The organism is Erythrobacter sp. JB1-4 (assembly GCF_057365025.1).
In genome coordinates this window covers 1,496,597-1,519,490 of record NZ_CP200292.1, presented here as the reverse complement: position 1 = coordinate 1,519,490, position 22,894 = coordinate 1,496,597, and the positions used below count along the sequence as shown (strand labels likewise).

Annotated in this window: 24 protein-coding genes and 1 pseudogene; 11 read left to right on the top strand and 14 right to left on the bottom strand. The window is 55.9% G+C overall.

Annotation, left to right across the window (positions count from 1 at the left end):
- The first annotated feature begins 4 nt into the window (after positions 1–4).
- Entirely contained in the window at positions 5–340 is a 336-nt protein-coding gene (locus AC0V61_RS06940) for a DUF1491 family protein (protein ID WP_486156534.1), read from the top strand.
- A gap of 217 nt (positions 341–557) precedes the next feature.
- The gene (locus AC0V61_RS06935) at positions 558–1,250 is read left to right on the top strand and encodes a cell wall hydrolase (RefSeq protein WP_486156533.1); all 693 of its coding nucleotides are present in this window, start codon (positions 558–560) and stop codon (positions 1,248–1,250) included.
- Between the two features lie 68 nt (positions 1,251–1,318).
- Here the strand turns inward: AC0V61_RS06935 and xth are convergent, their stop codons facing one another.
- Genes xth through AC0V61_RS06920 form a run of 3 tightly spaced genes read right to left on the bottom strand, consistent with a single transcriptional unit; the run spans position 1,319 to position 2,989 of the window.
- Positions 1,319–2,125 (bottom strand): exodeoxyribonuclease III, encoded by an 807-nt coding sequence (gene xth / locus AC0V61_RS06930; RefSeq protein WP_486156532.1) that lies wholly within the window; start codon positions 2,123–2,125, stop codon positions 1,319–1,321.
- 50 nt (positions 2,126–2,175) lie between these two features.
- Positions 2,176–2,505, bottom strand: a complete 330-nt coding sequence (locus AC0V61_RS06925) for a HesB/IscA family protein (protein WP_486156531.1) — start codon at positions 2,503–2,505, stop codon at positions 2,176–2,178.
- A gap of 52 nt (positions 2,506–2,557) precedes the next feature.
- Positions 2,558–2,989, bottom strand: coding sequence for a CBS domain-containing protein (locus AC0V61_RS06920; RefSeq protein ID WP_486156530.1), 432 nt, complete (start codon positions 2,987–2,989; stop codon positions 2,558–2,560).
- Positions 2,990–3,124: 135 nt separating this feature from the next.
- Between AC0V61_RS06920 and AC0V61_RS06915 the strand changes: the two genes are divergently transcribed.
- Positions 3,125–3,439, top strand: coding sequence for a hypothetical protein (locus AC0V61_RS06915; protein WP_486156529.1), 315 nt, complete (start codon positions 3,125–3,127; stop codon positions 3,437–3,439).
- Here the strand turns inward: AC0V61_RS06915 and AC0V61_RS06910 are convergent.
- The 4 genes from AC0V61_RS06910 to AC0V61_RS06895 all read right to left on the bottom strand — a co-directional run bounded on the left by AC0V61_RS06910 (position 3,436) and on the right by AC0V61_RS06895 (position 8,325).
- Positions 3,436–5,592: a dipeptidyl-peptidase 5 gene (locus AC0V61_RS06910; RefSeq protein ID WP_486156528.1), complete on the bottom strand. Its 2,157-nt coding sequence runs from the start codon at positions 5,590–5,592 to the stop codon at positions 3,436–3,438. The genes AC0V61_RS06915 and AC0V61_RS06910 overlap by 4 nt on opposite strands.
- A 62-nt stretch (positions 5,593–5,654) precedes the next feature.
- Positions 5,655–6,167, bottom strand: coding sequence for a DUF2497 domain-containing protein (locus AC0V61_RS06905; protein WP_486156527.1), 513 nt, complete (start codon positions 6,165–6,167; stop codon positions 5,655–5,657).
- A gap of 41 nt (positions 6,168–6,208) precedes the next feature.
- Positions 6,209–7,678, bottom strand: coding sequence for a TolC family outer membrane protein (locus AC0V61_RS06900; RefSeq protein ID WP_486159475.1), 1,470 nt, complete (start codon positions 7,676–7,678; stop codon positions 6,209–6,211).
- Between the two features lie 17 nt (positions 7,679–7,695).
- On the bottom strand, positions 7,696–8,325 hold the full coding sequence (locus AC0V61_RS06895) for a protein-L-isoaspartate O-methyltransferase family protein (RefSeq protein WP_486156526.1): 630 nt from the start codon (positions 8,323–8,325) through the stop codon (positions 7,696–7,698).
- A 218-nt stretch (positions 8,326–8,543) separates the two neighbouring features.
- Here AC0V61_RS06895 and fumC point away from each other — a divergent pair, with 218 nt between their 5' ends.
- From fumC to AC0V61_RS06880, 3 genes are all read left to right on the top strand, one after another.
- Positions 8,544–10,004, top strand: a complete 1,461-nt coding sequence (gene fumC, locus AC0V61_RS06890) for a class II fumarate hydratase (protein WP_486156525.1) — start codon at positions 8,544–8,546, stop codon at positions 10,002–10,004.
- A 130-nt stretch (positions 10,005–10,134) separates the two neighbouring features.
- On the top strand, positions 10,135–11,394 hold the full coding sequence (locus AC0V61_RS06885) for a sensor histidine kinase (protein WP_486156524.1): 1,260 nt from the start codon (positions 10,135–10,137) through the stop codon (positions 11,392–11,394).
- 3 nt (positions 11,395–11,397) lie between these two features.
- A complete protein-coding gene (locus AC0V61_RS06880) occupies positions 11,398–12,171 on the top strand; it encodes a LytR/AlgR family response regulator transcription factor (RefSeq protein ID WP_486156523.1) in 774 nt (257 codons plus the stop codon).
- 213 nt (positions 12,172–12,384) lie between these two features.
- Here AC0V61_RS06880 and AC0V61_RS06875 read toward each other — a convergent pair whose 3' ends face one another.
- Positions 12,385–12,705 carry a UrcA family protein gene (locus tag AC0V61_RS06875; protein WP_486156522.1) on the bottom strand — a complete coding sequence of 107 codons (321 nt, stop codon included), beginning with the start codon at positions 12,703–12,705 and terminating at the stop codon, positions 12,385–12,387.
- 370 nt (positions 12,706–13,075) lie between these two features.
- Here AC0V61_RS06875 and AC0V61_RS06870 point away from each other — a divergent pair, with 370 nt between their 5' ends.
- From AC0V61_RS06870 to AC0V61_RS06860, 3 genes are all read left to right on the top strand, one after another.
- Positions 13,076–13,219 carry a hypothetical protein gene (locus AC0V61_RS06870; RefSeq protein WP_486156521.1) on the top strand — a complete coding sequence of 48 codons (144 nt, stop codon included), beginning with the start codon at positions 13,076–13,078 and terminating at the stop codon, positions 13,217–13,219.
- Between the two features lie 52 nt (positions 13,220–13,271).
- The gene (locus AC0V61_RS06865) at positions 13,272–14,015 is read left to right on the top strand and encodes a metallophosphoesterase family protein (protein WP_486156520.1); all 744 of its coding nucleotides are present in this window, start codon (positions 13,272–13,274) and stop codon (positions 14,013–14,015) included.
- 147 nt (positions 14,016–14,162) lie between these two features.
- Positions 14,163–14,360, top strand: coding sequence for a hypothetical protein (locus AC0V61_RS06860; RefSeq protein WP_486156519.1), 198 nt, complete (start codon positions 14,163–14,165; stop codon positions 14,358–14,360).
- Between the two features lie 76 nt (positions 14,361–14,436).
- Here AC0V61_RS06860 and rpsI read toward each other — a convergent pair whose 3' ends face one another.
- From rpsI to AC0V61_RS06840, 4 genes are all read right to left on the bottom strand, one after another.
- Positions 14,437–14,955, bottom strand: a complete 519-nt coding sequence (gene rpsI, locus AC0V61_RS06855; protein WP_486156518.1) for a 30S ribosomal protein S9 — start codon at positions 14,953–14,955, stop codon at positions 14,437–14,439.
- Positions 14,955–15,434, bottom strand: a complete 480-nt coding sequence (gene rplM / locus AC0V61_RS06850; RefSeq protein ID WP_486156517.1) for a 50S ribosomal protein L13 — start codon at positions 15,432–15,434, stop codon at positions 14,955–14,957. Before rplM ends, rpsI begins: the two co-directional genes overlap by 1 nt.
- Positions 15,435–15,629: 195 nt before the next feature.
- Complete coding sequence (gene cutA, locus AC0V61_RS06845) at positions 15,630–15,956, bottom strand: divalent-cation tolerance protein CutA (RefSeq protein WP_486156516.1); 327 nt, start codon at positions 15,954–15,956, stop codon at positions 15,630–15,632.
- Entirely contained in the window at positions 15,953–17,083 is a 1,131-nt protein-coding gene (locus AC0V61_RS06840) for a COX15/CtaA family protein (RefSeq protein WP_486156515.1), read from the bottom strand. The genes cutA and AC0V61_RS06840 overlap by 4 nt, the downstream gene beginning before the upstream one ends.
- A 28-nt stretch (positions 17,084–17,111) precedes the next feature.
- Here AC0V61_RS06840 and thiS point away from each other — a divergent pair.
- A pseudogene (gene thiS, locus AC0V61_RS06835) lies at positions 17,112–18,091 on the top strand (sulfur carrier protein ThiS).
- A gap of 98 nt (positions 18,092–18,189) precedes the next feature.
- Positions 18,190–18,720 (top strand): hypothetical protein, encoded by a 531-nt coding sequence (locus AC0V61_RS06830; protein ID WP_486156514.1) that lies wholly within the window; start codon positions 18,190–18,192, stop codon positions 18,718–18,720.
- Between the two features lie 409 nt (positions 18,721–19,129).
- Here the strand turns inward: AC0V61_RS06830 and AC0V61_RS06825 are convergent, their stop codons facing one another.
- Positions 19,130–20,959 carry an AMP-dependent synthetase/ligase gene (locus AC0V61_RS06825; RefSeq protein WP_486159473.1) on the bottom strand — a complete coding sequence of 610 codons (1,830 nt, stop codon included), beginning with the start codon at positions 20,957–20,959 and terminating at the stop codon, positions 19,130–19,132.
- A gap of 161 nt (positions 20,960–21,120) precedes the next feature.
- Positions 21,121–22,884, bottom strand: a complete 1,764-nt coding sequence (gene ggt / locus AC0V61_RS06820; RefSeq protein ID WP_486156513.1) for a gamma-glutamyltransferase — start codon at positions 22,882–22,884, stop codon at positions 21,121–21,123.
- Positions 22,885–22,894 lie beyond the last annotated feature (10 nt).

The following is a 22,894-nucleotide window of genomic DNA, read 5'->3' as shown; positions in this document are numbered from 1 at the left end:
GGCGATGAGCGAAAGGCTCCCCGCACACGTTGAAACTTCCAGTTTGATTCGCCTCGCCGAATCAAACGGAGGCTTTGCCATGGTCCTTCATAAAGGTGAGCGCGACGCCGGAACGATCCTCATCGTAACTATGTTTCGCGGGAAAGATACACAGCTTTACGAAAGAATGCCGCAACTGGACGGAACACGTCCTTTCGTTCTTTCAAAAACTCAAGACACTGAAAAACCGCGTAAATTTGATGATTATATCTTGCGTCGTCGCTCTCAGGACCCTGATATATGGGTGTTGGAGGTGGATATCGATGATCCGGAACGGTTCATCGCGCTTTTGCCCAAGTGAGCCACTCGTTAACTTGACGCAAACGTAAGAACGCCTATTTGGGCCTCGCTTCCAGACGCGGAGGCCATGGATTGGACAATACGGTTCGATTTCTGGCACGCAGACGGGGGGCAGCCGGTAGGCTTTTTGAACCACCCCTAAACCCCGCGACACAATCGCACTCTTCAAGGTTCATGCCTGCGTCGGAGCTCGCTCACCGCACAAAAAGTAGATTTCGATGAGTCGTAAGACTTATTCATATAGTGCAGCTGCAATTGCAGCAGTTGCCGGATTGAGTTTCTCCAGCGCCGATGGCGCTGCCGCCTTTGCACAGGACCTGATTGCTCAAGATAATGGCATTCAGGACAGCGCCGAGTCAGATCAAGCCTCACAAAGCGAAGAACCTGCTGTGGAGATCATGCCTCTTGAGCCGTCTTCACCCGACATCGCATTCGTTTCAAACGAAGTGGTTCAGCCTCTCCCTGAGCCCGCTGAGATGCAGGTCGCCGAGGCTTCGTCTTTGCGTGAGCTTGTGTCGAATATTGACCAAGAGGCTGCTCTGGGTGAGCAGCTTCGTTGCCTTGCAGGCGCTGTTTACTTCGAGGCGCGCGGTGAGCCACTTTATGGCCAGCTTGCAGTCGCAGAGGTTGTGATCAACCGCGCGCAGGATGCGCGTTGGCCGGCGAGTTATTGCGGTGTTGTCTATCAGCGCGCCCAGTTCTCGTTTGTACGCGGCGGTAAAATGCCTGCGATCAATACATCAAAGGCAACCTGGCGCCGTGCGAAAGCGGTCGCCCGTATTGCCCATGAAAATCTTTGGAAGTCAGACGCAAGTGACGCTGTCTACTTTCATGCGAACTATGTTCGGCCAAAATGGAGCCGGCGTAAAACACCCGTCGCTCGCATCGACACCCACGTTTTCTATCGCTGAGCCCGTTTCGGGCTTCAGCTGATGGCTTAAGACCCCGCCTTCTCCCCCGAAGGCGGGGTTCTTTTGCGTTAATCGCGTAAGACTGCCCAGGTTGGCGCGTGGTCGCTCGCCTTCTCACGCCCGCGGTGATCGCGATCAACACCCACCGCCTCAAGCCGGTCGGCCAATTCGGGTGAAAGCAGGATATGATCGATCCGAAACCCATGGTCGCGCTGCCACGCGCCAGCCTGATAATCCCAATAGGTCCAGACACCGCCCCTTGGGTTGAGGGTGCGCACAGCATCGGTCCAACCATCCGCCAGCAAACGCGAATAGGCTGCCCGACTTTCGGGCTGCATCAAGGCATCAGACGCCATCGCTTTCACAGCATAGACATCGTCATCATGGGGAATGACATTATAGTCACCCAGTACCGCAGCAGGCACCTCATCTGCCCAAATCTGCGCCATGCGTGCGCGCAGTTTCTCCATCCAAGCAATCTTATAGTCGAACTTGGGTCCTGGCTGCGGGTTTCCGTTGGGAAGATAAATGCACACAATGCGGGTTGCGTGGCCGTCCTTGATCACATCTGCCTCAAGGTATCGGGATTGCTCGCCCTCACCCTCTTTGGGTCCATCTATCCCAAGCCCGCGCTGTATCTCACTCACACGATATCCAGCCTTTTCATCGACGAGGATCGCAACCCCGTTGAAGCTTTTTTGTCCATGCCAGATGAGCGAGTATCCTAGCGCCTCAAATTCGTGCGCAGGGAAATCCTTGTCCTGGCTTTTGATCTCCTGAAGGCATGCGACGCTGGGCCGTGTTTCTTCGAGCCATTCCTTCAAACGAGGCAGGCGCGCTTTGACACCATTGATGTTGTAAGTGGCGATCTTCATGGGGCTATCCATGCAGGATAGTCTTGCGCGCGTCTATCGCCAGAAGAGGGTTATATTCCGAAGCTCGAGCCGCAACCGCAGCCAGCGGCCGCATTGGGGTTTTCAACTCTGAACGCAGCGCCGCCAAGCGACTCTACGAAGTCAACCACGCTCCCACCAACAAGGTCGAGGCTGATCGGGTCCACGACCAGCTTTACGCCATCTGTCTCACTGACAGAATCCTCGCCATCTGCGCCCTCTGCAAGATCAAACTTGTATTGAAATCCAGAACAGCCCCCACCTTCGACCGAAAGCCGCAAGATTGCAGGCTTTGTCTGCTTTTCAGCGATCCACGCGATACGCTTTGCAGCAGCGGGCGTAAGTGTAAGGGTCTCAGCCATATCCACTACTTAGGTCTGGCTCAGCCAATCCTCAAGAGTGAGAAACATTCTCTCAGACGGTTTGGATGTAATCACGCAGTGCCGCCGCTTCGTGTTCAACCTCATCGATCTTGTCTTTGACCAGGTCGCCGATTGAAACAAAGGCAACCAAGGCCTCTCCCTCTACAACCGGGAAATGGCGAAAACGGCGTTTCGTCATCAGGGCAAGCGCATCATCAATGCGCGTTGTCGGTTCAACAGTTACCGCCGGTGAGGTCATGATCGCCTCCACCGGTCCCGCCAGACAACCGGGCCCTTCGCTTGCTAGCCTGTAGATGATGTCGCGCTCTGATACGATGCCAGCAACCCTGCCATCTCGCAGAACTGGCAACGCGCCAATCCGCTTTCCAGCAAGCATTCCAATGACTTGATTAACCGGGGTCGTCACATCGCAAGAGATTATGTCCGACGAATTCCGATCTCCAATGATCTTCGCAATAGTCATGGCCAACTCCTCTCAATCCAGAAGGTGCCATCAATTGCCCAAAATAGCGAGTCTGCTACGGGTTTAAGCCTATTGCCTGCTCCTCACGTAACTTGCCCATTGCATTGTTACGGAGTGCACCGCATGGAGCCCCTTATGGTCAAGAAGTCCCCATTAGATGATCCCGAAAACGCAGCTCACGCCTGGGCGCGCTACCGGCAGATCATGCGGCTTTTGCTTTGTGTGACGATTGCGACAGTGCTGATCGCGGTTGGGCTTTTGTACGCTTATAATGGTGCGATTTCAGTTCATTTCTATATCGCTGTTGCGCTTGGTATCAGCTTCACCATGCTGCTGGGCGGCGCTCTGATGGGCCTTGCCTTCCTCTCAAACGGGACGGGTCACGACGAATCGGTCGATAATCGACTGCCCAGTCGCGATGAGCTTTGGTCACCAAAAGACGAGGACTAGTCGTTTTCTGCTGGCTCAGGCTGTTTCAGCCACCAGTCCAGCCAAGCAAACACCGTCTCATGCCATTGCAAAGAATTGGCAGCGCCCAGCACCCAATGGTTTTCGTCCGGATAGACAAGCAATTGTGAAGGAATGCCGCGTTCTTGCAGAGCGGTGAAGCTTTGTAGGCCTTGAGTGTACGGGACACGAAAGTCCCTCTCGCCTGCGATCACCAACATCGGGGTTTGCCATTTGTCGACATGGTTTACAGGGTTCCACTTCTCGTAAACTTCAGAAGCTTCGGCATAGGAGCCACCGAAGTCCCAGCGCGGGAACCACAGTTCCTCGGTTGAATAATAGAAGCTTCGCATGTCAAACAGGCCATCATGTTGGACCAAGCAATCAAAGCGGCCGGGCCAATTGCCCGCGATCCAATTGACCATATAGCCACCATAGCTAGCCCCCATTGCGCAAGCGCGTGTGCCGTCAATCTGAGTGTCCAGCTCAAGCGCTGCGGCCAGGCCTTTTTGTAGGTCTTCTAACGGCTTGCCGCCCCAATCCTGATTGATCGAGTCCTTGAAGGCCTGCCCGTATCCTGCGCTGCCGTGGAAATCGACAGAAATGACTGCATACCCCTGTGATGCCAAAACGCGAGGGTTCCAACGCGAGGACCAGCCATCAAGGAATGACCCTTGTGGTCCGCCGTGGATATAGAGGATTGCGGGAATTGGCCCCTCTTGGTCTTCTAAGCGGGTAATCTGTCCCCATACGGTATCGCCGTCTGCGCCTTCGAAGGTGAACCGGGTTGTGACGGTTGAGGCCAATTCGCCGGTGCGCGAGGTTACCACATCTGTAAGCGGCATGCCCTTAGCGCCGGCGTCTGCGAGAAACAGTTCTTTGGCGGCGCCGATGGAATCGCGCGTAAATAAGAGGCGGTCGCCGGGCAATGATACAAGGCCGCCAATATGAGCTTCATGGCCTGCGATAAGGTTTAATTCACTCACCGCGCCGGTTTCAGGGTCAATGCGGAATGCAGGAACATCCAACACGTCGGTTGCTGTAGCAAGGAGGTAACTGCCGTTCTCGCTCCACATCAAGCCACCAAAAGACAGATCGGTAGTTTGGGTAAGCGCCCTTGTCTCGCCACTTTCAAGATCGCGAAGATGCACGACCATGCGATCAGATTCATAACCAGCGCGTTCCATGGCAAGGTAGGCGAGGGTTGCTCCATCAGGCGAAGGTGCTGGGCTGGAATCATGAGCCAAGTTCGCGGTGGTCAACCCTGCTGGCTCATTGCCAGAAAGATCAGAATAGAAAATGTCGAGGTTGGTCGAAGTTGGCTCGTGCGCGTCAGAGCGCCGGGCAACGAAGTAAAGGCCTGATCCATCGGGTGCCCAAGCTATGTCCTCACCGCCACCAAACGGCCTGGTGGGTGTGTTACCGATACCGATACCGCCGTCGGCTGGAACGCCATCACCGGCCACTTCGCCGTCCTCAAGCTCAAAGACGAAGACACGGCTTAAAAGGTCAGGCTCGGTCCATTGATCCCAGTGGCGGTAAAATCCAGCATCGCCTTCATAAAGGCGGCCTGACCCGGTCCGTGTGTCTTCGGGAACGCAGCCAAAAGTCTGACAATTTCGGCCGATGTCTGCCCATAGTGCGATTTTGTCGCCGGACGGTGCGATCTTAAACCCTGCTATGTCAGAGCCCGGGATGTCGGCCACTGCTATCGGGCTGGTCATACTACCATTTTTATCAAGGGCGGCCCGCCAAACCCTCGACCGCGGTTCTTCCTCCGGGTCCAGATGCTCGCTGCTGATGAAATAGACGAAACCGTCAGGGCCAAAGACGATTGAATGCCCTGCCAGTCCAAGGTCGAATTCTACTGGTGCACTTCCTTTTGCACTAAGGTCCAACACATAGTGTTTTGGGGCTCTCTCAAGGGTGTCCGGATTGGTGTAAGTAACAGAATATATTGCATAACGGCCATCGAGAGTAGCCACGGGCGAGCCAAGGCGCGGCATCGTTATCAAGTCGTGCGCCGTCATAGGTGGCTTTTTCAAGCCGACAATGGCGGTGTCGTTTGCCGGTGGTGTATGATCGTCGGCAAAAAGAGGTGTGGTTGCAAAAAGCGAAGCAGCGCCAAAAGCGCCCGCACATTTAATGAGTCCCATGGGACCAATGACTAACGGTGTTATCGGCTGCTTTCCAGAGAAACCGGCCTAAGCTGCAAGGCTTACCCGCGCTTTCCTGCAATACGGGCGATTTCAGCCTGTACCATCTTCTCAACCATGCCCGGCAGGTTCTTATCAAGCCATTGCGCAAGCATCGGGCGCATCAATTCGCGGGTCAGACCCTCAAGAGAGGTTTCACCAGAACGCACAATCTGCGGCTTGGCGCCGGGTTCAGAAAGCATCGCGAGAGCGGCAAGGTTCTCTTGCATGGCGCCGCGCGATTCTTCAGTGATGAGCGATCCGTCGTCCTCGCTCTCGATCACGTCGGCGAGTTCCAGATCAGCCAGATCAAGAACTTCCTCATTCTGCACGTCGCTTTCGTCAGACTGGCCCAGCTCAGATTGGCCCAGTTCAGACTGGCTTAGTTTAGATCTGGATGTGTCAGCGGCTAGCTCTTGCGTCTCAGCCATCTTGCGACGCTTTACGCCAGCGGCAGACGCACGGCTATCGCGTTCCATCACGTGCTTGATCGATTCAAGGATCTCTTCGACCGAAGGTTCGCCACTTTTGCCCAAGGTTTTTCCTCAAATAACCGTTAACCATTACGAATCACCGATCACGGCGTTTCGTTGGCGTCCAAAACTGGTCCTATGAAAGCCTCGGCAGCTTCAATGTCAACGGTTCTCGTCGATTTTGGCTCGGGTTCTGGATCGCGGTCCCAGTCCCAGATCTTGCCACGCACTCGCTTGGCATTGACCTCAGGGTCATAGAGCGGCCCGCCTGTATCGAGGTTCAAATCGCGCGCCTCTGCCCGGCCCATAGCCGCGAGCAACGAAAAGCCCGCGACATAGGCGTTACGACGCGCAGTCACCAGGTTTGCTCTGGCTGAGAGCAATTCCTGTTCGGCGTTTAGAACATCGATGATCGTACGATTTCCGATAGAGTTTTCCGCGCGCACCCCTTCCAGGCTGACTTCAGCAGCTTCAACGGCGGCCTTCGAACTCTTGATGACCTCATTAGAGGCTTGCCAACTGGCGTATGCAGCGCGGGTTTGTTGGATAACGCTGCGCTCTGCGGCGATTACTTGTTCCAGAGCCGCCGTTTCGCGTGCACCTGCCTGGCGTTGGCGAGCAGCGGTCAACCCGCCCTGGAAGATAGGGATGGTCAAGCGAACACCGGCGTTTGCTGTGGTCTCGCTTTGCGCAAACTGCGCGGCGACCGGTCCGCCAAGAGTGCCATAAAAATCGCTGTAGTCGCCGTTTGCGAACACACCAATAGTGGGAAGTCGCCCAGCGCCAGCGACCTCGGTATCATAGCCCGCAGCTTCAGCGCGTTCCTTTGCAGCGATAAGGTCGGGATTGCTCTCAAGCGCCGTGACCACCGCCATGCCAACTGTTTCAGGAAGGCCGGGAAGAGGCGGCGGTGCCTGAAGGTTCATGGGTGCGCGGCCCACCAGTTCTATGAAGGTTTCCCTTGCACCCACCTGATTTGAGTAAGCGGTGCGCAGATCACCTTGGGCGACCGCCAGCCGCGAGCCTGCTTGGGCGACATCAGTGCGTGTAAGATCGCCGATCTCGAACCGATCGCTGGTTGACTGGAATGTTACCTCGAGCACTTCGACTTGATTGGCAGCAAGCTGTGTCAGCGCCTCTGTGCGAAGCACGTCCATATAAGCGGCAACCGTGCGGTTGAAAATTTCGCTTTCAGTGCCGCGCAGATCCGCCTGTCCAGCCGACACCCGCTCGCGCGCTGCTCGCACCCCGTTGCGCACCGCACCGCCGGAATAAAGTGGCACTTGCAACTGAGCATTCACACCAAGGTTGCGCGTTGGCGCTGTAAATTGGTTTGCCGATTGCCGCACGAACTCGATATGCGTGGCGGTCGCATTGAGGCTTGGCAGCCCTGGAGCCCGCTGGATTGGGACATTTTCATCGTTGGCGCGTTGATTTGCGCGCGCCGCTTCGAGGGTGGGATTGCTGTTGTAAACGGCGGCCAATGCCTCTCGAAGGGTCTCAGCCTGCGCGCTACCCGCTCCAAGGGCTAAAGCTGCGACGCTGGCGCAGGTGACAGCCTTGATTGCCAACATGGGGCGGGGGAGTTTTTTCACGAAAATGTCCATCCTTTGGGCTGGTCAAACGCATGCAATACAGGAATGCCAATGTCTTCGACGGGCTCTAGCGACAAGTGGCCAACGACTTTGCGACCCGAAGCAAGGCGGGTCACACCGCGAAGAATCAGACCAGAGACAACCCGCCCCTCCTCTTCCAAGGCGTCCGCAAGGCCAGAAGGCAAAGTCTCTATCGCTCCATCAATCAGGATCAAGGAATAGGATCCATCGATCCCTTTGCCCTTGGCTGCATCATCTGCAGATATAGCGGTCAATTCAGATACCAGCGGGCGAGTGAGTTCAGAAAGATAACCCGTACCGCCCTCTACAACTAAAACCTTGTCAGACGCGTTTGGCACGGCCTCAAGAAGAAGTTTGCCATAGAACAAGGGGGAGGCAAGGCTCGCATCCGCGCCAATTGCGACCGAGCGGTCGATGTAAGCAAGACTGGCCTTGTCTTCAGGCAAAAAGTCTTCGCGTCGAACCGCACTCATACGGCCAAGGACAAATTCCTCGTTTACACCGCTGGTGCGCAATTGGCTATCAATCATAGCCTTGCGTGCGCCCGATGTATCTGTTGCCTGTGTGCTAGGTGTATCTTCGAGGGTCATGGGTGTTTCGCTCATAGTCCTTTAGGGCGCTGTATTAGTCCCGCAATACAGCTCGTCAACCTTTCCTAGACTTTGAAACAACGACTTCCAAGTCAATAGAACATGCCATGTGAGCTTCCCTTTGACCTGTCGCACTTTGGCGTCATATGAGCTTTCGCGTAATCAGAAATCGTTCGATAACGACATGATGGGATCAACAACTGTCAGTATCGACAGGGGAATGGAGTGTTTCGATGAGTGACATGAACAAATCCGATGAACCGCGCGCGGTTCATAATGATGGATCGATCTTCGGTGCGACCGGGGAGGTCCGGATTGAAACGGATTCGCTTGGCGAGGTTGCCGTGCCGGTTGACGCCCATTGGGGCGCTCAGTCGCAGCGAAGCCTTTATAACTTTGCCATCGGTACCGAGACCATGCCCGCCCCGCTTGTAAAAGCTCTTGGTATTCAGAAGAAATCGAGCGCTAAAGCCAATATGGAACTGGGTGTTCTTTCCAGTGAACTGGGCGATGCGATCGTGGCGGCTGCTGATGAGGTTATTGACGGCACGCTTGCCGACCAATTCCCGTTAAGCGTGTGGCAGACAGGCTCTGGCACTCAGTCGAATATGAACGCCAATGAGGTGATTGCCAGCCGGGCAAATCAAATTCTTACAGGCGTGCATGGCGGCAAGGAGCCGGTGCACCCCAATGATCATTGCAATATGGGCCAAAGCTCAAACGATACTTTTCCAACAGCCATGCATATTGCAGCCGGGTGCGAGACAATTGAGCAGTTGATCCCCGCGCTTCGGCATCTGCATGCCGCTCTTGATGCCAAGGCGACCGCTTATGCCGACATCGTCAAAATCGGACGTACGCATTTGCAGGATGCAACCCCGCTGACGCTGGGGCAGGAATTTTCCGGATATGCAAAACAGGTTGAATATTCGATTGCCCGGATTGAAAATGCCCTCCCAAGGGTGCTTGAGCTTGCGCAAGGTGGGACAGCTGTTGGCACCGGCATCAATTCGAAAGCTGGTTTCGCCGAGAAGTTTGCAGCGCATGTTGCTGACAGCACAGGCCATGCGTTTGTTACGGCTCCCAACAAGTTTGAGGCATTGGCTGCGCATGATGCTCTCGTCGAGCTTGCAGGCGCGCTCAATTCGACGGCGGTAAGCTTGATGAAAGTCGCCAATGACATTCGACTTTTGGGATCAGGCCCGCGCTCAGGTCTTGGAGAGATCGCACTTCCTGCCAATGAGCCGGGTTCATCCATCATGCCAGGTAAGGTCAACCCTACTCAGTGCGAGGCGCTGACCATGGTGTGCGCGCAGGTCATGGGCAATGCGACCACCGTTAGCGTTGCTGGCTCTCACGGCCATCTGGAGCTGAATGTGTTCAAGCCGGTCATGATCTACAATGTTCTTCAGTCTTTGCGTCTTCTCACCGATGCATCGCGCAGCTTTGCAGACAATTGTGTTGTTGGCATCGAGGCGAACACGGGCCGCATCGATCAGCTGATGAATGAAAGCCTCATGTTGGTGACCGCCCTCAACCCACACATCGGCTATGATAACGCGGCCAAGATTGCGAAAAAAGCGCATGCTGACGGCACAACATTGAAAGAGGCAGCGCTCGAGCTTGAGCTCTTAACCGAAGAGCAGTTTGCGCAGTGGGTTGTGCCCGCCCAGATGATCAAACCGCGCGCTTAATCCGCCGAGCAGTGAACGTTGCTAGAAGTTGAACGCTCGCTCAACGCCTTGCAGTCTTCGACCAAATGAGCATCGGAGCCGACGACCGGTTGGCTCTTTTGCTTGAGGTCGGCTATTTGCTGCGACTGATATGGATTTAAGCCGCACACCCGAAGCTCCTGCTAAAGAAGCGCCCATCGGCGTACCGTTTCGCTCGGTCATCGTGTCAATCGTGGTGCTCTGGGGCGCATATTTCGCGCTTTTGACCCTGCGCAGCTATGTCTTTGATCACGATATGCAGCTTGACCTTGCGGCGCGGCGGTTTGTTCTGACGCTTGCAGGGATCGCGCTGACCATGGTGCTGTGGTCGCTCCTGCGCCTTGTGGATCGACAGCCGATATGGGTGAAGATTGGTGCTGCAAGCTTGCTTGCCCTGCCGGTCGCCTTTGCCATCGGGCACGTCAACAATCTGGTTTTTAAGGATATCCGCACGCAGATCATGCAAAATGAAGCCGAGGAACGCGGTCTTCGGTTTGATGAGAAGGGCAATTTGCTGTTTGATCTGCCTGAAGGTGCAAACGTGACGCCGCCCGATCGGGAGGATGCGCAACCTATTGAGCAGTCCGAATCGCTTCTTATCGTCTCTGCCCAGGAAACACAGGGCTCCTGGCTTTCTCTCATTGAGATTGCATTGGGCCGATACTTTCTCTTGCTCGCATGGGCCTCGATTTATTTCGCGCTTCTTGCAGGGGCGCAGGCGCGCATTGCCGAAAGGCGCGAACAGCAGTTTCGTTCGGCTGCCAAAGCCGCCGAATTGCGATCTTTGCGCTATCAGGTGAACCCGCATTTCCTGTTCAACACGCTCAATTCTTTGTCGGCATTGGTGATGACGAGTAAGACCGAGCAAGCAGAGCGCATGATCCAGACGATCAGCCGCTTCTACCGCCACAGCCTCGCGAATGAGCCCACAAGCGATGTGGCGCTCAAAGACGAGTTTGACTTACAAAAACTCTATCTCGATATCGAAGCGGTTCGTTTTCCAGAACGTTTGAAGCCCGAATTCGATCTTCCCGAGGGCCTCGAAGAAGCGCGAGTGCCCGGCATGATCCTTCAGCCATTGGTTGAAAACTCGGTGAAGTACGCCGTTTCAGCGGTTAAGCGCCCGGTCACTATCAAGCTTGCTGCACATGAGGAATTTGACCGGTTGGTGATAACGATCAGCGATGATGGCCCAGGGATCCCTGATGGGACAGCGCATGGCTTTGGGATCGGCCTTGCAAATGTAAGCGACCGCTTGGAAGCGCGCTTTGGATCGGATATCGGTTTTACTTCGACCCCTATTCCTGGCGGATATCGAACCGAAATTCGTATTCCGCTTTCGCAACCCGGCAATGTGTCCGTGAAGAGGTGATTTTTGGCTCAGGCTGAAAGCGACGATACAAACATTCAACTTCGCACTTTGATCGTTGATGACGAGCCCTTGGCGGTCGAACGCATCCAGGTGATTTGTGCTGAGCTTCCTGCGATCAATGTCGTTGGAACGGCAAGCGATGGGGCTGCTGCATTGCGCCTTGCAGAAAAGCTCGCTCCTGATCTTGTTCTTCTCGATATGACTATGCCTGAACTGGATGGCCTTGGTGTTGCTCGCAAATTCGCCGAGGAGGACAATCCGCCGGCCGTCATCTTTGTAACTGCCCACGATCATTTCGCAGTGGAAGCCTTTGATCTTGAGGCTATCGATTATGTTCTAAAACCCGTCTCATCCGAGCGGCTGGATCGCGCGATTGAACGAGCGATTGCCCGCAAGGGAGAGCGCAAGGCCTTAGCAAGCAAGTGGCTTGAGGAATTATGGGTTCCTCATCGCTCTGAGCTGCTGCGGATTGCGGTTAGCGAGGTGCATCAGATTGATGCCGAGCGCGATTATGTCCGTTTGCATGTTGGAAATCCGGCTGAGAGCGGCGATGTCGGGCGATCATACCTTTTGCTTCAAACGATTGCTGGCCTCGAAGAGCGGCTTGATCCCGATCAATTCATCCGCATTCACCGTTCCACAATCCTGCGCAAAGACAACATTCGCGGGCTGCGGCACGATGGTCTTGGTGTGTGGTCAGCAGAGTTGCAAAATGGTGAGGCCCTAAGAATCGGGCGCACTTATCTTTCCAAAGTGAAGGCGATGGCCGGGCGCTAGGCGCCAATCCAACAAATCGTACACGCTGCGTCGGGCTCAAAGAAACTCGCAAGCAAGATTGTGCTCCCGCAGGTGCTCCGAGGTAGAGCGCAGGAGCCGCACCCGGGAAACAAAAAGAAGCGGCCCGAACCCCGGGACTGAATAGGGTTCGAGCCGCAATGTCTGCACTTCGCGTCGGGGTTCGTCGCACAAGCACAGGAAAATGCGCGAAGGTTAGCCGCCGCGTCGTTGATCAGCCACGATCGCTGCCATCTGCTTTTTTCCGCTGGCACGCGCGTTGGCAAGGCAGGCGGTGTGTTCCGGGGAGCGAAGGCGTGTGCCTGTCTGTTGTTCATGGACGCGGCAAACGCTCTTGGCAGCGGATTCAATGCGCTGAGCGAGGCGTGCTTGGCCTTTTTCTGTGTTGAGATTTAGGTCAGCAAATTCAACATCTTTCGTCGCGATGTCGCTGCCATTTGCAAGCGCAGGGGTTGTGGTGAAAGCGAGCGCCAGGGTTGCTGCACCAATTACGGTTTTCATTGCGGGGGTTTTCATAATTACTCTCCATCATCAGCACTCAGGTTAGAGTTCGAAGGGGCCGAACTCGGGCCGGAATTTGGGGATGCCAACCCTCGTGCTGTGATCTTTAAGTACGATATGGGCCCGCGCACGTCATTTGATGCTCGACGAAACCACTTGTAGTCGTCGATTGGCGGCGTCGAAAATGACCGGCGTAGGAGTCTTGCGGACAAACAACCTATTTGAATGGACGAGCGTCTACGCCATATTGTAATATGTGATCATCGGCCTCGCTTTGACGTTCTTGCTTGGAATCGGGAACTTTGCTTTGCACCGTGCGGTGCTTGAAAGCGGGCACCCACTCGTTGAGCAAATGCCTGAACCTCTTCGCCTTCTGGGAGGCAGATTGTCTTTAATTGCGGAGTTTCTTGTCCTGCTTGCAGCGATGCTCTTGGTCGCAAACGGTTGGGTGACACTCGGGTGGGCATACGGCGGATACAGCGTTTTGAACGCAGTTTCAGCGTGGCTGATCCTCAGTAGGCGGCTATAGGTCTAGCCCTGAACTTGCTGCGCAACTCCAACCGAACCAAGAGAATTCCTTCATGACCACGCGCCTCTTTCACATCAGCGATATTCACTTCGGTGTCGAAGACAGTGAGGCACACGCAGGTGTTGCAAAAGCGGTGCATGAGGAAAAGCCTGATGCGCTTGTTTGCACTGGCGACATAACTCAGCGTGCGACCAAACAAGAATACCGCGCGGCACAGGCCTGGTTTGCGCAGTTTGACGTGCCCGTTTGGATTGATCCGGGCAATCACGATATGCCCTATTACAATCTCGCCGAACGTTTCCGCCGACCTTATGATCGTCACAACGCGCTTAGGTCTGCCGTTGCAGTTGACCAATTTGAGACAGAAGACTGTGTGCTCATTGCGTTGAAGACGACCGTGCGATCGCAGGCTCGTTGGCCTTGGTCAGATGGGCATGTGACAAAATCCGCAGAAGCACGAACTCTTAAACTTTTGAGCAAGTACGAGCATGATCCCCGGCACATAATTGTAACAGCCCACCATCCCTTGCATGGGCCAAGAATTGATGCCTCTAATCCGACCATTCGCGGCGATGAAGCCCTGGCAAACCTTGCGTCAAAGGGGATGGATGCAATCCTGACAGGCCATATTCACAGGCCCTTTGATGAGATTCGCACGGGTGACGGCTGGCAGGCTCATACGATTGGAGCTGGTACGCTCTCAACCCGTTTGCGCGGGGGAATTCCGCCGTCTTACAATGTCTTGACCTGTCAGAAAGGTCGTAGGATCGCGGTGGAAGTCAGGGCGTTTCGATAGCGGTTTGCCCCAGGGTCACCATTAACCTTGCCCTCACCAAATTTAACCTTTCTTGGAGGTTCGTGCTTAACGCCTTCCTACCGATAATGTGGCTTGGTTTTGGTTCGTGGGTTCGCAAGCAAGCGAACACCGGTTGGAGTGCGAGCGATGGAAGTGTTGAAGGCGATGGGCATGAGTGCCCTTTTGACCGGCTGCGTTGCCTTGGTGATCGGTTCCCAGGGTACAAGTGGTGGTAGTTTAGCGATCTATGCCATTAGCTATGAAGGCTTTCGCTTTTTTTGGTCTTGGCCGATCTTCATCTGTGGAAGTGGGCTTGGCTGGGGTTTGATGCTGCTTCAACGTTAAGCGTGCGGGTATCAGACACAAAAAAGGCGGCCCCTTTTGCAGGAGCCGCCTTTTTGTTTTCGTGGTCTCGTAGAATTTAACGCTTCGAGAACTGGAAGCTACGACGGGCTTTCGCGCGGCCGTATTTCTTACGCTCAACCACACGGCTGTCGCGGGTGAGGAAGCCTGCTGATTTCACAGTCGCGCGAAGCTCAGGCTCGTACTTGGTGAGCGCTTGGCTGATGCCGTGCTTAACCGCGCCAGCTTGACCCGAAAGGCCGCCGCCTTTGACAGTTGCGACGATATCATACTGACCTTCGCGCTCAGTGATAGCGAAAGGCTGGTTGATGATGAGGCGCAGGGTTGGACGTGCGAAATACACTTCCTGTTCCTTGCCGTTCACGGTGATTTTGCCGGTGCCGGGCTTGAGCCATACGCGTGCAGTTGCGTCTTTACGACGACCGGTTGCATAGGCGCGGCCTTGTGCGTCGAGCTCTTGCTCACGCAAAGGTGCGGCCGGGTTTTGTGCGATTTCAGCCGCGTCAGCAGCAGGCGCGTCAGCGGCGATGTCTTTGAGATCTGCGAGATCGGAGACGGTGTTGTTTTCATCAGCCATTATGCAGACACCTTGTTCTTACGGTTCATTGCAGCAACGTCGAGCACGGTCGGCTTTTGGCCTTCGTGGGGGTGCTCGGTGCCGGCGTAGAGGTGCAGAGCGCGCATTTGTGCACGGCCCAAAGGACCACGCGGGATCATGCGCTCAACAGCTTTTTCAAGCACGCGCTCAGGAAAACGGCCCTCAAGAATTTTCTCAGGAGTAGTTTCCTTGATGCCGCCGGGGTGACCGGTGTGCTTGTAATAGACTTTGTCGCTGTTTTTCTTGCCGGTGAAGCGAACTTTGTCGGCATTGATGACGATAACATGATCGCCGCAATCAACATGCGGGGTGTAGCTCGGCTTGTGCTTGCCGCGCAGGATATTGGCGATGATCGAAGCAACGCGGCCTGGTACGAGACCGTCGGCATCGATGATGTGCCATTTCTTTTCGACCTCTGCCGGTTTTACCGACGCAGTCTGTCTACTGATAGCCTTCATGGCTGATGCATCCTTAAAGTAAGGGTTTATCGAAATTGTTTGCGATGCGCTCCAAATGGATTGGGTTGCGAATCGTGTATGATGCGCAGGTCACCCTGACACCGAAGTGGAGCGCATCTGTCGCTTTAGGTGCTTCAAGTCAAGCAAATCCGGGGGTTTCAGGGGTGGTAAAATAATACCACATAGCCTCTGGAGCTATTTCAAAGCGCCAATGAGCCACTCCGTGGTGCAGGGAGGTGCCTCATCAACCAACCACCCCATAATCGCCGGCGTTTCATAAGGGTGAAGCTCTTCAAGGCGCTTGGTTAGGCGGGCCAATTGCGCAGAGCTTGTTTTAAAGAGGACAGCGCTTTCGGTCTCGCTTGATACCTCGCCCTTCCAAGTGAAGACCGACTCAATGGCTGGAAGGATATTGGCGCAGGCGATGTGTTTTTCTTCGAGCAAAATGGCGGCGATAGTGCGCGCGGTTTCAGCATCAGGGAAGGGGCACCAGACCAAAGCGGCCTTAGCGTGGTCGCTCACGCCCTTGCCTTACCATCTGAATGCATCGCCCAGGCAACCGAGGCGACGAGCAAAGCGCCTGTGAGTTGATGCGCAGCTGCCACCCACAGTTCCACCTCGGTAAGGACTGTGGTGATGCCCAGGATAACCATGACGCCAAATGCGCTATGTACCGCAATAGAGGCAGCCCTGTCGGTTTTTCGCACACGCCTGCCGAGATAGACTAGCGCAATGACTGCAACCCAAGCCCACCAGCGGTGGAGCCAGTGAAGAAGGAAGGGGTCGTTGGTAAGCGTCGCGACAACCCCGCCTGAGAAGTCGAAATCGGGAATGAGCTTCCCATTCATGAGCGGCCAATCATAGGCAGCATGCCCTGCGTTAAGGCCCGCCACCCACGCGCCAAGTAGCAGCTGGATGAACAGAACCCCTGCAACAATAGCTGTCGGCGTGGTGAGCTTGGCAGTCGTTCCACTTCGTAAGTCGCGAGCGGTCCACACGAGCCCTGCGAGGAGGAACAGGGCGGTGAGCAAGTGGGCCGAGAGACGGAAGTGGCTGACGTCGGTAAGGTCAGTCCCAACCCCTGAATTCACCATATACCAGCCAAGTGCACCCTGCCCGCAGATCAGAGCAAACATGGCAAGAAGGCGCGGCTTGTAGCCTTCCGGAATGCTGCCGCGAACCCAAAACCACACCATTGGCAGGAGGAAGGCGAGCCCAATCACCCGGCCAAGGATGCGGTGGAACCATTCCCAGAAGTAGATGAACTTGAACTTGTCCAAGTCCATTCCGGCAGGCCCACTTTCGAACTTATATTCGCCGGTCTGCTTGTAGAGTTCATATTCCGCCAGCCAGCCCGCCTCGGTTAGAGGAGGGAGGATGCCTGTCACAACACTCCAATGGGTAATTGAGAGGCCACTTTCAGTGAGCCGGGTAATCCCGCCCACCAGCACGATGAGAACGACAAGCGCGGCAACAGCTTCGAGCCAGCGCGCAAGCGCTAGAGGGCGTGCGAGGGTGTCTGATCCTGCCTTCGCAGGTGAAAGGGGGCTGTGGTTGCCATAGTGCGCATGTAAATGTGCGCAGCTCTCGCCGCAAGCAAGTGCAATTGCGGAAAATGCGGCGGCATCTGATGCAAGCGAGACTTGCACCCCCTTCTAGGTGCTTAAGGGACATTCTATGAGCGACACCATTTCCATCACCCTGAACGGCGAACCGCGCCAGACTTCTGCCACCACCATCGCCAGCCTCGTGCGCGAGCTTGAGCTGGAGCCCGCCAAAGTCGCAGTGGAGTGCAACCGGGAGATTGTGCCTCGCTCTACGCTGGAAGATGCACCCTTGGCGGACGGCGATACTCTGGAGATCGTGCACTTTGTAGGTGGCGGCGAACACAAAGACACTTGGACGGTAGCAGGCCACACCTTCACCTCGCGCCTGATCGTAGGGACGGGCAAGTACAAAGACTTTGAACAAAACGCGGCCGCCGTCGAGGCAAGCGGCGCGGAAATCGTCACAGTGGCCGTGCGCCGGGTCAATGTGACCGACCCCAAAGCGCCTATGCTCACCGATTTTATCGACCCTAAGAAGACCACTTACCTTCCTAACACCGCTGGCTGCTTCAACGCCGACGATGCGATCCGCACCTTGCGGCTGGCGCGCGAGGCCGGGGGTGGGATCTAGTGAAGCTCGAAGTGCTGGGCGAAGCGCGCACGCTCTACCCCAATATGAAAGAGACGCTCGAGGCGACCGAAGTGCTCGCCAAAGAAGGCTTCAAGCCGATGGTTTACTGTGTCGATGACCCCATTGCGGCCAAACAATTGGAAGATGCAGGCGCGGTTGCCATTATGCCTTTGGGCGCACCGATTGGTTCAGGGCTTGGTATTCAAAACCAAGTTACAATCCGCCTGATCGTCGAAGGGGCTTCGGTACCCGTATTGGTCGATGCAGGCGTTGGCACGGCGTCCGATGCAGCGGTGGGCATGGAGCTTGGCTGCGACGGCATCTTAATGAACACGGCAATCGCTGAGGCAAAAGACCCGATCCGCATGGCGCGCGCGATGAAGCTTGCTGTCGAAGGCGGGCGCGAGGCTTATTTGTCGGGCCGTATGGGGCGGCGCAAATATGCGGACCCCTCCAGTCCGCTTGCAGGCCTCATCTAGCAAGCGAATATGCTGACCAATTTGTAAATTGCTCGCTCTGGTTACTACGTATTAACCATAAGGCGTCACACCCGTTTTCTGAAGTCAGGAGACGACGAATGACACTTGCCAGCACCTCGACCTTGACCATTGGCGAAATGCGCGAATTCGCAGGCTTTGGCCCTCGCGAGCAGCGCTACATCAAGCGCAGCCTCGATATTGGGCTCTCGCGCTGCGATGCCTTCCGCCTATGGGGCCGGACAGAGGACGAGAATGTCGCAATCCGCCGGCAGTATGTGGCTTATCAAGATTTGAAGGCGCTGCGCGATCTTGTCCCGCAAGACGGCGGCATCGGTGAGATTGAGCGTTTCGTTGGCAAATGCATCCGCATCGCTGCCTTTGACCTTGGCCAAGAACGGATCGAGAGCTTCTCCGCCTTCCGCTTCCTTTATGAGCGGCTGTTAGGTGCCGAAGTGCGCCCCTATCTGCCAAGCGTATTCTGCGCCGCCGCAGCCCTACCGCTTATCCGCCCAGATCACCGCAAAGTGCTGTTGCAAAGCTTGAGCGAAGCCGCAGCCACAGCCCCTGCATGGTCAGAGCGTCAGCCGAGTTTCCTGCCGGAATATGTTGAGGATGTTGAGGCGGCTTGAGCTAGCGTCGTACTCTGAACGGATGCCTCCGATTGTGCCGAATGAAGCTCGCTACATCACGTAAGCGCTCTGGATACGGTGCCGCTTCGCGCCAACTTGTGTTCGTCAAGAAGCGAAAGCCCGCCTGCCATAGCATCTCCACTTTCTTCCATTGCTCTGCATCAGACTTCTTGGGAGCCTTGAACGCTCTACCCATGTAGTGGGTTGTCCCACCACAATTGGGACAGACAGCATTGCTCTCCTCTGCCATTTTCCATGAACTTCGGCAGTCAAAGCATGCATGAGCTGTGAGATACTGCGGCCCACGATGGTAAGGCGGAATGTATGGCCCTGGAACTGCTCGGTTTCCAATCGCCTTTCGGATTTCCATCCGTTCCCCCTTTGAGGGTGCGTCGCTCATCTGGTCAGTTTACCTCCGATACATCCCATCAATCCGTGTCTGATAGCGATCACGGATCTTATGCCGGCGGATTTTCATGCTCGGGGTCATTTCTTCGTTCTCGATAGAGAAAGCCTCGTCCGCAAAGGCGAAGCTTTTTACCTTTTCGACCACGGAAAGGTCCTTATTCGTCCGGTCCACTGCTGCGCGCACCGCATTTTTAAACGCAGGCAGGTCTTGCAGGGCGGCGAGGTCAAATTTCTCATCATTCGCCCGCGCCCATTCAAGCGCCCATTCGGCATCGGGCACGATCAGACCCACAACATAAGGCCGGTTGTCGCCGCTCACCATCGCCTGCGCGATTTCCGGCTGGAGGGTCAGCATCCCTTCGACCTTTTGCGGGGCAACATTGTCGCCTTTGTCGTTAACGATCATGTCCTTCTTGCGGTCGGTGATCTTGATGCGTCCACCTTCGTCGATAAGGCCAATATCGCCGGTGTGGAGCCAGCCATCCTTTACCGTTCGCGCGGTTTCAGCATCATTGCGCCAATACCCATGCATGACGAGTTCGCCTGCACACAGGATCTCGCCATCCTCAGCGATTTTGATCTCCACCCCGCGCATTGGCGGACCAACGGTGTCCATGCGAAGGCCCGTTTTGGGCCGGTTGCAGCTCATGATCGGCCCGGCCTCGGTCTGGCCGTATCCTTGCAGCATGGTGAGACCCATGGCCGCAAAGAAATTGCCGACATCGGGGTTAAGCGGCGCGCCGCCTGAGACCATCGCTTTCAGCCGTCCGCCAAATTTCGCGCGGATTTTGGGGCGCAGGGCCTTCTCGACGATAAGATCAAGCGGCCGGTCGCGCAGACGCTTTTTGCCAAGCCGCGCCTTCTCGGTGATCTTAATCGCGCTATCCATCATGAAACTGGCAGCGCGGCCTTGCTTCTCCACCTGCTTCATAATGCGGGTGCGCAGAACCTCGAAGAGGCGCGGGACCACAACCATGATGGTCGGCTGGGTTTCCTCGATATTGGAGGCGAGCTTCTCAAGCCCCTCGGCGTAGTAAATCTCAGCACCCACTGCGATGGGCAGGTATTGTCCAGCAGAGTGCTCATAAGCATGGCTTAGCGGAAGGAAGGACAAGAAGCGCTCGTCCGTAATGCCGAAATCACTGATAAGAATTTCGCCAGCGCCCGAGACATTGCATAGGATCGCGCCGTGGTGCTGCATCACGCCGCGCGGGGCGCCGCCGGTGCCGCTGGTGTAGATAAGGCAGGCGGTATCATTGCGGCCAATCTTGGCAATTCGCGCATCAACCGCAACGCGCGCCGCCTTCGCATCGCCTGCGATAAGGTTGTCCCAATTGTGATATTCAAAACTGCCCGCCTGATGGCGCTTGAGATCTTCAATGCCGATCACAAAGTCGGTGCAGCCAGTTTCCCCAATTGCGCCTACCAATGGCGCAAGCAATTTCTCGTTCGAAACGATCACAGCGCGCGCGCCGGAATTATCGAGAATGTGCGCATGATCACGCTGAGTATTGGTGATGTAAGTGGGCACAGAAATGCACCCAGCCGCCATAATCGCAAGGTCTGCAACGCACCATTCCGGCCGGTTCTCCGAGACGAGCGCTACGCGGTCTCCGGGCTTCAACCCGATGCGCACCAAGCTTTCAGCCAGCAAGCACACAGCCTTAGCCACATCGCCCCAGCTTTGGGTGACCCATTCGCCATTGGCTTTGCGCGCCAGAAAGGGCGCATCGCTCTTTTCATCGGCGCGCTTGAGGAAAAGTTCGACCAGATTGTTGGCGCGGTCGATGTCTTGGAGGATGGGATCGTCATTGGGATTGATGACAGGCATCTTTTGGGGGGCATTCACGGATGGTGGCTCCTCATTACCGCGCCCATAATTGCCTGGGTAAATCCCAAGCTGCGCGTTTTAGCTGATCTCTCTAATGACCTGAATTAAGCTATCACAGCCCCTGCTACAAGTGATCAAGCGACAAGAGATGACGCAATTGATCAGGGCGCGTCGGCTGCGTTTTCCTGATCGATTTGTTCGTCGGGTTTGTAGGACAACAATGGGGCAACCCTAGGATCCCCAGCCGCCTCCCAGCCGCCTTCGATACGGCGCAAGGCATTGGTTTTCCCGCGCGGTCCAATGACCCGGATTTGGCTGTGGCCTCGCGCTTTGAGGTCATCGACCATTTCAGCGACGACGCTGCCTTCTTCGGTGATTGCGACCGGACCGAAGGCCATAATTAGCGGCAATCCGAGGGCTTCCTCAGCGCTCATTCCAAAATCCAAAACGCCGATGATAGAGCGCGCCACTTGCACCGGGATCGTTGGGCCGCCGGCAGCACCGATGACTAGAATGACTTCGCCTTTCTCATCAAAAACGATCGTGGGTGCCATGGACGAACGCGGGCGCTTGCCCCCTTCGACCCGGTTTGCGACTGGCCTTCCGTCCACTTCGCCGTTTGTGCTGAAATCGGTGAGTTCGTTATTCAGATAAAACCCGCCCCAATAAAGGCCCGAACCCCACGCTCCCTCGATGGTGGATGTGTAGCTGACGGCATTGCCTTCCCCATCTGTGACAGAGAAGTGCGTTGTGCCGTGCTCCATCGGCTCATCGCCATCAGCACGAGCAAGCGGAGCCCCGGGAGGCGTACCGGCTTCCGCCCTCTCAAGTGCCTTACCCGGATCAATCAGGGCGCTGCGGCTGGCGATATAGCCAGGGTCAACGAGTCCCTCGACGGGGACTGCAACAAAGTCCTCATCGCCAATGTAGAGTTCGCGATCAGCGTATGCGAGGCGCTGCGATTCAAGGAAAATATGCCAGAATTCAGGGCTTTCAGGCCCGAGTGCTGCCACATCAAAGCGCTCCAATTGTCCAAGCATCTGTCCCACTGCAACGCCGCCAGAGGAAGGCGGGCCCATGCCGCAGACTTTGTAGCTGCGATAGCGCGCACAGACCGGATCGCGCTCTTTTGCCTCATAGCCTGTCACATCGCTTGGCGTTATCAGGCCATCTTGCGGGGTTTCTCCGGCAACATAGCTCGCAAAATCGGCTGCGCTATAGTCATAAAAGGCTGAGGCACCTTGCGCTGCGAGCTGCTCGAAAGTTGATGCAAGCTCGGGGACTTTGACAGTTTCGCCAACGCCAAGCGCCTTGCCATTATCATCGTAGAACACAGCACGGGCAGCTTCGGTTTTGCCGGCCCGGTTTTGCCGGCCGCTAAGACTTGCATGAAGCCGCCGGTTCACGAGAAAGCCGTCCTTTGCCAGGGCAATTGCGGGCTCAAAAAGCTCTGCCCAAGGCAGTTTTCCGTATTTCTCATGAGCTTTCGCCGCGAGCGCGAGATTGCCTGGAACCCCGACGCTGAGCCCGGAGATCACCCGTTTCTCAAAAGGCAGCCGCTTGCCCTGTTCATCCAAAAACCGGTTTGCAGTTGCGGTCGCAGGCGCTGTTTCGCGGCCATCGAATGTGACCAAAGTGCCATTGCCTGCACGGACCATAAACCCGCCGCCGCCAATGCCCGAGCTTTGAGGTTCGACGACGGTGAGCGCTAGCATCACTGCAATTGCAGCGTCCGTGGCTGAACCACCCTTAGCCAAAATTGCCTCTCCCGCAGCGGTTGCGCGAGGGTCAGCGCTACTCACCGCGCCTTTGCTTTGAATTTCGACCGGCGTAGGGGTGCTGGCGAGCGAGGCCGAGGTCGAGGTTTGTGTGCAACCGGCAAGAACCAGTGCAATAGGCGATAATGCGGCAAGGTGTTTCAGCATGGCGCCCGTG